9 protein-coding genes are annotated in these 10,242 nt (G+C 71.4%); 5 read left to right on the top strand and 4 right to left on the bottom strand.

Annotation, left to right across the window (positions count from 1 at the left end; all coding sequences use genetic code 11):
* Positions 1 to 2: 2 nt before the first annotated feature.
* Positions 3 to 416 (bottom strand): NUDIX hydrolase, encoded by a 414-nt coding sequence (locus tag ACFWY5_RS38645; RefSeq protein ID WP_379614959.1) that lies wholly within the window; start codon positions 414 to 416, stop codon positions 3 to 5.
* The gene (locus tag ACFWY5_RS38650) at positions 413 to 2,449 is read right to left on the bottom strand and encodes a prolyl oligopeptidase family protein (protein WP_379614961.1); all 2,037 of its coding nucleotides are present in this window, start codon (positions 2,447 to 2,449) and stop codon (positions 413 to 415) included. Before ACFWY5_RS38650 ends, ACFWY5_RS38645 begins: the two co-directional genes overlap by 4 nt.
* A gap of 265 nt (positions 2,450 to 2,714) precedes the next feature.
* Between ACFWY5_RS38650 and ACFWY5_RS38655 the strand changes: the two genes are divergently transcribed.
* The 5 genes from ACFWY5_RS38655 to ACFWY5_RS38675 all read left to right on the top strand — a co-directional run bounded on the left by ACFWY5_RS38655 (position 2,715) and on the right by ACFWY5_RS38675 (position 6,078).
* Positions 2,715 to 3,221 (top strand): HNH endonuclease, encoded by a 507-nt coding sequence (locus ACFWY5_RS38655; protein ID WP_184959584.1) that lies wholly within the window; start codon positions 2,715 to 2,717, stop codon positions 3,219 to 3,221.
* A gap of 47 nt (positions 3,222 to 3,268) precedes the next feature.
* Positions 3,269 to 4,081 (top strand): GNAT family N-acetyltransferase, encoded by an 813-nt coding sequence (locus ACFWY5_RS38660; protein ID WP_379637727.1) that lies wholly within the window; start codon positions 3,269 to 3,271, stop codon positions 4,079 to 4,081.
* A 9-nt stretch (positions 4,082 to 4,090) separates the two neighbouring features.
* Positions 4,091 to 4,300 carry a zinc ribbon domain-containing protein gene (locus ACFWY5_RS38665; RefSeq protein ID WP_379614965.1) on the top strand — a complete coding sequence of 70 codons (210 nt, stop codon included), beginning with the start codon at positions 4,091 to 4,093 and terminating at the stop codon, positions 4,298 to 4,300.
* Between the two features lie 75 nt (positions 4,301 to 4,375).
* Positions 4,376 to 5,320: an ATP-binding cassette domain-containing protein gene (locus ACFWY5_RS38670; RefSeq protein ID WP_379637728.1), complete on the top strand. Its 945-nt coding sequence runs from the start codon at positions 4,376 to 4,378 to the stop codon at positions 5,318 to 5,320.
* On the top strand, positions 5,317 to 6,078 hold the full coding sequence (locus tag ACFWY5_RS38675) for an ABC transporter permease (RefSeq protein WP_379637729.1): 762 nt from the start codon (positions 5,317 to 5,319) through the stop codon (positions 6,076 to 6,078). Before ACFWY5_RS38670 ends, ACFWY5_RS38675 begins: the two co-directional genes overlap by 4 nt.
* Here the strand turns inward: ACFWY5_RS38675 and ACFWY5_RS38680 are convergent.
* Both ACFWY5_RS38680 and ACFWY5_RS38685 read right to left on the bottom strand, forming a co-directional pair.
* A complete protein-coding gene (locus ACFWY5_RS38680; protein WP_379637730.1) occupies positions 6,062 to 9,217 on the bottom strand; it encodes a BTAD domain-containing putative transcriptional regulator in 3,156 nt (1,051 codons plus the stop codon). The genes ACFWY5_RS38675 and ACFWY5_RS38680 overlap by 17 nt on opposite strands.
* Before the next feature lie 64 nt (positions 9,218 to 9,281).
* Positions 9,282 to 10,091: a serine hydrolase gene (locus tag ACFWY5_RS38685; RefSeq protein WP_379637731.1), complete on the bottom strand. Its 810-nt coding sequence runs from the start codon at positions 10,089 to 10,091 to the stop codon at positions 9,282 to 9,284.
* Positions 10,092 to 10,242: the final 151 nt, after the last annotated feature.

The following is a 10,242-nucleotide window of genomic DNA, read 5'->3' on the forward strand; positions in this document are numbered from 1 at the left end:
GACTATAGGTGCCCGCTCTTCGGCCGCGCGCGCAGCAGTTCGAGCCCGCGGTCCACGACCTCCGAGCGCTCCAGCTTCTCCACCCCGGCCAGCGGGAACCACGCCGCCTTGTCGGTGCTGCCGCCCACCTCGAAGCGCAGTTCACCGCCCACGACGCGCGCCTCCCAGAACAGCCGCACCGCCTGGAACTCCGGCCGGGGATGGAAGCTGTTGACGCCGATCAGCACCTCGGGCACGACGGTGTAGCCGGTCTCCTCCTCGACCTCGCGCACCACCGCGTCATAGGGGTCCTCGCCGTGCTCGACGCCGCCGCCCGGCAGCGTCCAGTGCCGGGTCTCGCCGTTGACGTAGTGGGCGAGCAGGATCTCCTCGCCGCGCACGATCATGCCGTACGCGGCCAGCCGCCGCCGGTTCACAGCCCCGTGTTCCGTGCCAGGAAGGTCAGGGTGTCGGCCGACAGGTCGATGGTGCGGCTCAGGGAACGCGCGCCGTGCCCGACCTCGGTCTCGTTGCGCAGCAGCACCGGCCGCGAGGCGCCGCTCGCGTGCTGCAGGGCCGCGCACATCTTCCACGCGTGCAGCGGGTGCACGCGGCTGTCGGACTGGAAGACGGTGAACAGCGTCGCGGGGTACGGCACGCCCTCCCGCACCTGGTGATAGGGCGAATAGCTCCACAGCCAGCCGAAACCCTCGGGGTCCTCGGCCGAGCCGTACTCCACGTTCCACGTCGCGCCCAGGCCGAACAGCTCGTACCGCACCATGTCGAGCAGCGGCGCCGAGCAGACCACGGCCGCGAAGAGCTCCGGCCGCTGGGTGAGGGCGGCGCCGACCAGCAGGCCGCCGTTGGACCCGCCGGAGATGCCGAGCTGCGCGGAGGTGGTGACGCCGGTGGCGATCAGGTGCTCGGCCGCGGCGTGGAAGTCGTCGAAGACGTTCTGCTTGTTGCCGAGCATCCCGGCGCGGTGCCAGTCCTCGCCTTCCTCGCCGCCGCCGCGCAGGTTCGCGATGGCGTAGACGCCGCCCGCCTCGACCCAGGTCAGGATCGAGGCCGAGTAGCCGGGCGTCATGGAGATGCCGAAGCCGCCGTAGCCGTTGAGGATCGTCGGGCGCGGGCCGTCGCGGTCGACCGGCTCGATGATCAGCATGCGGACCTCGGTGCCGTCCTTGGAGGTGTAGACGGCCTGCGAGGTCTTGACCGGCGGCACGTCGACCGCGCCGGGGGAGGCCGCCCACAGCGTGGTCTCGCCGGTGCGGGCGTCGTAGCGCTGGATGGTGGGCGGGGTGGTGTTGTCGGTGTAGCCGAACCATGCCTCGTGGCCGCCCTCGGGGCGCTCGGAGATGCCGCCGATCGAGCCCAGGCCCGGCGTCGGCACCTCGCCCTGGCGCTCGCCGTCCTCCAGGCGGTGCACGCTGATCTCGCTGATCGCGTGGCGGGTCCAGCCGACCAGCATGACCGGGCTGGTGAGATCGTCCAGGATCGCGAAGTCCGACAGCACCGCCTCGGCGTCCTCCGGGATCAGGTCGCGCCAGACCCGCGGCTCGGCGGGGTCGGCGACGCAGATCCGGCCGCGCGGGGCGTCGCGGTCGGTGTGCACGTAGAGGCGGCCGTCGCGGCCGAAGTGCAGCCCGGTCTGCGCGTCCACGCCCTCCTGGACGACGACCAGGTCGGGGTCGTCGAGCGGGGAGGCGGTCAGATCGGCCACCCAGAGGTCGTTGCGCGGAGCCGTACCCTCTGAGGCGGAGATCTGCAGCCAGTGGCCGTCGCGCGAGACCGAGACGCCGTAGTAGTTCGTCATCTTCAGCCCGGCACCGAAGATCATCACGTCGTCCTCGGTGGAGGTGCCGACGCGGTGCAGGTAGACGCGGCGGTGGAACTGCCGCTCGTTCTCCGGAACCTCCGTGCTCGGCAGGCGGCGCACGTAGTAGAAGGCCTCGCCGCCGGGCAGCCACGCGATGGGGGAGTAGCGGCAGCGGTCGATCGGCCCCTCCAGCCGCGCGCCCGTCGCCACGTCGATGATGTACAGCACCGACTCCTCGTCGCCGCCCACCGAGATCTGGTACGCCAGCAGCCGCCCTTCCTTGTCGGGCTGCACCGCGTCGAGCGTCGTCAGCCCCGAGGGGTCGATGGCCATGGGGTCGATCAGGGGGCGCTCGGCGCCGTCGGGATCCACGACGTAGTAGACGGCGTGCTCCTGGCCGGGCATGCGCCGGGAGAAGAAGTACCGCTCGCCACGCCACACCGGGACGCCGACCGAACCCGACTGCAGCAGCTCCTCGATCCGCTCGCGGAAGCGCTGCGGCTTCACCTGATCCTTGTACAGCGCCTCCTGCCCGAGCAGCCAGCCCTGGGTTTCCGGGCTGTCCGGGTCCTCAAGCCAGCGATAGGGATCGGGCACCGGGGTGCCGTGCAGGTCGTCGACGAGCTCTTCTCGGCGTGCGGTCGGATACATGCCTTGACCCTACCGGCGGGGCGTAAAGCGCAGGTGATCCGGGCATAAAACACACCGTGCGTCCCTCTAGTTCGTTAAGAGGTGGCGGGATGCGCTCTTTTGACGACAGACTTGGGCAGAGGGCGGCGCCGTGGTGACACCATCCGTCGGGCCGTCCGGCGGAGGTCCACGTGACGGAAGCATCAGTGCCCCAGGAGGGGCCGCCAGCCGGGACATGCCACGGCATGTCCCCTTTGATACGCGCCCAGCGGGGAGAGTCCTCGTGATGCGCCAGGTCCTGCTATTGAACGCCACCTACGAGCCACTGACCACGCTCTCGCTGCACCGTGCCATCGTGCTGGTGCTGAGGGAGAAGGCGGACGTCGTCCACCGTGACGGCAGGGGAGCGGTGCTCCGCTCGGCCAGCCGTACGCTGGAGGTGCCTTCGGTGATCAGGCTCAGGAGATATGTCCGTATTCCCTACCGGTCCCGCATCCCCCTGACCAGGGCCGCACTCATGCGCCGCGACGACTTCCGTTGCGCCTACTGCGGTCAGAAGGCCGAGACGATCGACCATGTCATCCCGCGCTCGCGGGGTGGCACGCACACGTGGGAGAACTGCGTCGCCTCCTGCACACCGTGCAACCATCGCAAGGCCGACAAGTTCCTGGAGGAACTCGGGTGGTCGCTGCGCGTGTCCCCGGCGGTTCCGCGCGGTGCCCATTGGCGGCTCATCGGCGCCTCGATGGTGGGCGACCCGCAGTGGGCGCCGTACCTGGAAGCCGCTGCCTGACGAAAACCGCTTTGAGGCCACATGCCGCGACCTGCGAGGATCGCGGCATGTGGTCTTTCACGGCGGATCTCGCGGACTTCCCCGACGCCGCCACCGCCTTCCTGCTCGACGATCCCCTGCGCAACACCGTGCCGCTCACGGTCATGGCGGTCATCCGCGCCGGCCTGCCCGCCGAGGGGGCCTACTACGGGTGGTGGACCGTGGACGGGCAGGTCCGGGGGGCCGCCTTCCGTACGCCTCCGGCTCCGCTCGGGCTGGCCGCGATGCCTCCCGAGGCCGTCGAGGAACTGGCCGCGGCGCTGGCCGACCGGGAGATTCCCGAGGTGATGGGGCCGCGCGAACTGGTCTCCGTCTTCACCCGGTCGCGCGGGGCGGTGCTCGCCGGCGCCGTCGAGGAGAGGCTGTACCGGCTCGGCCGCCTCACCCGCCCTGACGTCCCCGGGCAGGCGCGTCGTGCCGTACCGGGGGATCTGCCGTTGCTCGTGAGCTGGTACCACGCGTTCGGCGAGGAGGTCAGCGTCTCCGCCGACCGCGGCGACATGACCGAGCGGGTGCTGCGCAGGATCGCCGCCGGTGACATCTTCCTGTGGGTGTCCGACGGGGCGCCGGTGTCGTTCGCGGCGCTCTCGCCCGCACAGGGCGGGGTCAGCCGCATCGGGCCGGTGTACACGCCGCCGTCCTGCCGCCGTCGCGGGTACGGCGCCGCCGTCACCGCCCACGCCAGCCGGGCCGGCCTCGACGAGCGGGCCAAGGAGATCGTGCTCTTCACCGACCTCGGCAACCCGACGAGCAACGCGATCTACCAGTCGATCGGCTACGAACCGCACGCGGACTACACCCACGTGACCTACGCGCCCTAATGTAGGGGCATGCCGCGTTACGACTTCCGCTGCCGCGCATGCGGCTCCACGTTCGAGGTGTCGCGCCCGATGGCCGCCTCCGACGACCCCGCCAGCTGCCCGGACGGGCACGAGGACACCGTGAGGCTGCTCTCCACGGTCGCGATGACCGGCGGCGCAGCCGCTCCGCGCGGCGGTGGGGGCGGGGGCGGGTGCTGCGGAGGCGGCTGCTGCGGCTGACCTCCCGGGCCGTGTCAGCGGCCGCGTCAGGACGGTGACGGCTCCGTATCAGAGCGGTCGGCGACCGTAGCGGTCATGAACGGTTCCGCCATCGCCGCCCAAGGGCTGCGAAAGGCCTACAACGACAAAGTCGTCCTCGACGGCATCGACCTGAACGTCCGGACCGGAACGATCTTCGCCCTGCTCGGCCCCAACGGAGCCGGCAAGACCACCACGGTGAACGTGCTGAGCACGCTGCTGACCCCCGACGCCGGGACGGCGCTCGTCGCCGGGCACGACATCGCCACGCAGACCAAGGCGGTGCGCGCGGCGATCGGGGTCACCGGCCAGTTCGCCGCGGTGGACGAACTCCTCACCGGCGAGGAGAACCTGCTGATGATGGCGGATCTCCTGCACCTGCCCAAGGCGGAGGGCAAGCGCGTCACCGCCCGGCTGCTCGACCGCTTCGAGCTGGCCGAGGCGGCCGGCAAGCGGGCGGCGTCCTACTCCGGCGGCATGCGCCGCAAGCTCGACCTGGCCATGACGCTGGTCGGCGCGCCGCGGATCATCTTCCTGGACGAGCCCACGACGGGACTCGACCCGCGCAGCCGCCGCACCATGTGGGAGATCATCCGGGAACTGGTCGCCGAAGGCACCACCATCTTCCTCACCACCCAGTACCTCGAAGAGGCCGACCAGCTGGCCGACCGCATCGCCGTACTCGATCAGGGACGGGTGGTGGCCGAGGGCACCGCCGACGAGCTCAAGCGCCGCATCCCCGGCAGCCACGTCCGGCTGCGGTTCGCCGACCGGCGCGCCCTCGACGTCGCGGCGCAGGTCCTGCGCGGCGCCACGAAGGACGACGACGAGCTGGCCCTGCGCGTGCCCGGCGACGGCGGGGTGCGGTCGCTGCGCGCGCTGCTCGACCGGCTCGACGCCCAGTCCGTAGAGGTCGAGGAACTGTCGGTGCACACACCGGACCTCGACGACGTCTTCCTCGTTCTCACCGGCCACGGCAACAAGGAGGCCAGCGCCCGATGAACGCCATCTCAGCTTCTTTCGCGGATTCCGCGACCATGATGCGGCGCAACTTCCGGCACACGATGCGCAATCCGGTGGCGCTGTTCAACGCCGTCATCGTGCCGGTCTTCGTGATGTTCCTCATGGTCTACGTCTTCGGCGGCTCGTTCAGCGTCGGCGCCGACTACGTCGACTACGCGACCCCGGGCTTGATCATCTTGACCATCGGTTACGGCATCGGCCCCACGGCCACAGCGGTGAACTCCGACATGACGACCGGATTCATCAACCGGCTGCGGGTCATGGACGTGTCACGGGCCGCGGTGCTGAACGCGCACGTGATCGCGATCATGCTGCGGACCCTGGTGTCCATCGCGATCATCATCGGGGTCGCGCTGCTGATGGGATTCAGCCCGACGGCGAGCTTCCCGCAGTGGCTCGGCGCGATCGGCATCGTCGCGCTGACGGTGCTGGCGATCGGCTGGCTGACCGTCGCGTCCGGCCTCTCCGCGAAGACCCCGGAAAGCGCCGGCCTGGCCGGTGTCCCTCTGATGCTTCTTCCCTTCCTGAGCAGCGCGTTCGTGCCGGCCGACAAGATGGGTCCCGGTGTGCGGGAGTTCGCCGAGTACCAGCCGTTCACCCCGATCATCGAAACCCTGCGCGGGCTGCTGACCGGCACGCCGTCGACGGGCTCGGCCATCGCGGCGGTCGCCTGGTGCGTGGGGCTCTCGCTGGCCGGCTACCTGTGGGCGCGCGCGGCGTTCACGAAGCGAGCGTGATCTCGGCCAGCTCCCGCCAGTCCCGCTCCCGTCCGGCCAGAATCGCCTCGGTGAACTTGGTTTCACCGAGGCGATCGCGCGTCTCCGCGCTGATCCTGGTGGCGTCCGGCAGTGAAAGGTCCGCGACGCCGCGCACCCCGTCGCCGGCCGCGAGCAACCGCGCCGCCTGCTCGTACTGCCCGCCGCGCAGCGCGAGATCCGCGATCCCGATCAACATCTCGGCCACCAGCGGCGGATACATCGCCTCCTCGGCCGCGCGGAGTGCCCCGCTGCGATGCGCGCGCGACTCCTCCAGATCCTCGGTGAGATAGCCGAGCAGGTCCAGGGACTTGGCACGGGTCAGGGAGCTCGGGCCCTCGTCGCCCATCAGCGTCCGCACCGCTTCCAGGTGCCCGCGTGCCTCGTCCGGCTGGCCGCGCCAGCGTGCGAGCTGCGCCTTGGAGATCTCCAGATCGGCCAGCTCTTCCGGCCAGGAGATCCCGCTCGCGCTCCGGTCCGCCTCGGACATCGCGCTCACGCTGGACCGCTCGTCGCCGAGCAGCCAGTACAGCTGGGCCTGCCGCGCCCGAAGGCTCGTCACTTCCTCCCGCACACCCAGCTCGCGCAGCGCGGTGGCCGCCTCGTCGTAGTGCTCGCACGCGCGGGCGAACTCGCCGCGCATGGCGAGCCGATCGGCCAGGAAGGTCAGCGCCAGCGAGGTCCCCATCCGCTCACCCAGCGCGCGGAACTCGGCCAGGGAGATCTCGATGTCGGTGTCCACGTCGGTCTCGTCGGCGCCGAGCGTGAGCCGCATCCGGCCCCGAGTGAGCCTGGCCTGCGCGCGCACCCAGGGATCGTCGCCGGCGATGAGGGGCTCCAGCGAACGCAGGAACCCTCCGGCCGGCTCCCGCAGCATCTGCTCCCACAGCTCGACGAACCCGAGCAGAGGGTGGCGCGACCTGCTGCGCTGGGTGAACCGGTGGGCCTTGTGGATCCAGTCCTCCGCCTGATACTGATCGCGGCCGACCCCGGAGGTCAGGAACATGGTCAAGATGGCGTACGCCAGCGCCCGCACCTCGTCGGTGGCCTCACCGGGCAGGGAGCACGCCCCCATGCTCAGCTCGGTGCCCTCGGCCCGGTGCCCGGCCAGATACCAGTACCAGCCCGCCGCCCCGACCAGGCGCATCGCCTCCTGGGCCCATCCTTCGGCGATCGCCCCGCGCACGGCCGTACTGATGTTGTCGTGCTCGGGCGTGATCGTGTTCAGCCACTCCAGCTGCGCGGTCGTACGCAGGCGCGGATCGGCCGTCTCGGCCAGCTCGGTGAAGTAGGCGAGGTGCGCCCGGCGGGCCGGCTCGGTCTCCCCGGCTTCGGCCAGGCGGCCGGCGGCGTACTCCCTGATGGTGTTGAGCATCCGGTAGCGCGGCGCGCCCTCGTCGTCGGTGAGCAGCAGCGACTTCTCGGCCAGCGCGGTCAGCACGTCGAAGACCAGCTCCCCGTCCAGCGCCTCCTCCGGGCACACGCGTTCGGCCGCCTCCAGGCTCACTCCGCCGGAGAACACCGAGAGCCGCCGCAGCACGCTCCGCTCGGCCTCGGTCAGCAGGTCCCAGCTCCAGTCGACGACCGCGCGCAGCGTCTTGTGCCGGGGGAGCACCGTACGGCTGCCGCTGGTCAGCAGCCGGAAGCGGTCGTCGAGCCGGCGGGCCAGCTGATCGATGGACATGGTCCGCAGCCGTGCCGCGGCCAGTTCGATCGCCAGCGGCACCCCGTCGAGCGCCCGGCAGATCCGCTCCATGGCCGCCAGAGTGGCCGGGTCCGAGCCGATGTCCTTGCGGACCAGGTCCGCGCGGTCGCGCAGCAGCCGCACCGCGGGCGAGGATCCGATCTCGGCGGGCTCGGCGCCCTTCGCGGGCAGCGCGAGCGGCTCGACCTGCCAGAGCACCTCTCCGGTGATGCCGAGCGGTTCCCTGCTCGTGGCCAGGATCCGCAGCCGCCGGCACTCGCCCAGAAGCCGGTCGGCGAAGGCCGCGGCCGCCTCGATCACGTGCTCACAGTTGTCCAGGACCAGCAGGATCGTGCGCTCGCGCAGCGCGGTGAGAAGCCGGTCCATCGGCTCACCGCCCCTGGCTCCGCCGAGCAACGGCTGGTCACGCAGGCCGAGCGCGGTGAGGGCGGCCTGCGCCAGCTCACCGCCCGCCTGCACCGAGGCCAGCTCGACCAGCCACGCCCCATCGGGCAGCTCGCCGAGCATCGTCCGCGCGGTCTCCGTGGCCAGCCTCGTCTTGCCGGAGCCGCCCGATCCGGTCAAGGTGACGAGCCGGTGCCCCATGGCCAGACCGGCGACCGCGCCCACGTCGCCGTCCTTGCCGACGAAGCTCGTCAGCTCGGCGCGCAGGTTCGTCCTGCGGTTCTCCGTCCGCTCGCCCAGCTCGCCCCGCAGCAACGCCGTGTGCAGCGCCGACAGCTCGGCAGACGGGTCGGCGCCCAGCTCCTCTGCGAGCCGCTCGCGCGTGCGCTGGAACACGGTCAACGCCTCGTTGCCCCGCCCGGCCTCGGCCAGTGCCCGCATGAGGGCGGCCACGAACCCCTCCCGCAGCGGGTACGTCGCGACCAGGTCGGTCAGTTCCGAGACCAGCTCCGAGCCACGGCCGAGCCGGATGTCGGCGTCCACCCGATCGCCGAGCGCGGCGACGTGGAGCTCGTCCAGGCGCGCGACCACGGCGTCGAACACGTCGCTGTCCCGCAGGGCGATGTCCGCCATGGCCGGGCCGCGCCACAGCTCCAGGGCCGAGCGCAGCAGCTCCGCCCGCTCGGCGGGCTCGGTGGCGCGAGCCTGACCGACCAGCTGCTCGAACCGGGACACGTCCACGGCGTCGGGCGCCACGGCCAGCCGATAGCCGCCGGCGTCCGCCTCGATCACACCGTCCGGCAGCACTCTGCGCAGCCTGGACACCAGCGCCTGCAGGGCGTTCACCTCGTCCGCGGGCGGTTGTTCCCCCCAGATCCAGTCCACGAGCCGCGCCCGTGTGACGATCCGGCCGGGTTCGAGGGCGAGTGCGGCGAGCAGCGCGCGCAGCCGAACGCCGGGTACCTCGACCATGGCCCCATCGCGGTTCCGGACCTCGAAGGGCCCGAGCAGTCCAACTCGCACATCGGTCATTGTGCCGAACTTGCCGACGAGCTACTAATCGTCACCGTATTCAGGCCGTAAACGCGGCCGACCTTCATCGGATCGTTATGGCGGTGGGAGCGGACTTCGTCATCGTCCTGACCACCAGCCGTGCCACCGCCTCGACCGTGGCCACGCCGTACCCCATGGCCGGGCTGCGCTCCGACAGCACCGCGAGCAGCAGGTCGTGACCGCCGGTCTGGAGGCGGCCCACGCTGTTGACCGTCCACAGGCCGTCGTGGGCGCCGGCGGGGAGCCAGCCGTTCTTGAGCGCCACCTGCCCGGACCCGGCCGCCGCGCTCACACCCCAGTCCTGGCCGGGCACGACACTCGACATCAGCTCCAGGGCGAACCGCCGGTTGGCCGCCGTCAGCGGACCCTCCGGGTCGGTGAGCCGGTCGAGCACCTTCACCTGGTCCGACGGGCGGCTGCGGGTGGTGCCCCAAGAGTGCTCCGGCCAGGTACGCCGGATTCCCAGCTCGCGCAGCACCGCGGTCAGCCCGTCTCGGCCGCCGATCGCCCGGTACAGGTCGTGGGCGCAGTCGTTGTCGCTGACCCGGATCATCCTGCCCGCCGCGCTTCGCTCGCGCCTCGTCAGCCGCCGCCCCTCCTCCTGCGCCTTCAGCGCGAGGGCCAGGAGGATGTCCACCTTGGCGACACTGGCCAGCATGAACGGCTCGCGCTCCCGGTAGGCGTAGCGGGTGGCCGCGACCCTGTCGTACACGGCCACGGCGGCCCGGCCGGGACGCGCGGCCAGATACCGTCCCAGCGCCCTGTCCAGCTTCCCCCGCAGCCCGTCCGGCAACGGCCGCCCGCCATCACCCGGCACCCCAAGCACCCGCTCGCCCGAGCTCGCCGCCGACACACCTCCGGGAAGACTTGACGGCGTGTAGCTCTGAGGGCCGTCCTGCCCGCCAGAGGGGCCGGGCGCCCAACCCGCGGGGCGGGCGGCCCCCCCGCCCGGGGGCGGGGTCTTTTTAAAAAATACAAGCCCCCGCGACCCAGGTTAATAGTGG

It is taken from the genome of Nonomuraea sp. NPDC059007 (assembly GCF_042740555.1).
Lineage (GTDB): Bacteria > Actinomycetota > Actinomycetes > Streptosporangiales > Streptosporangiaceae > Nonomuraea.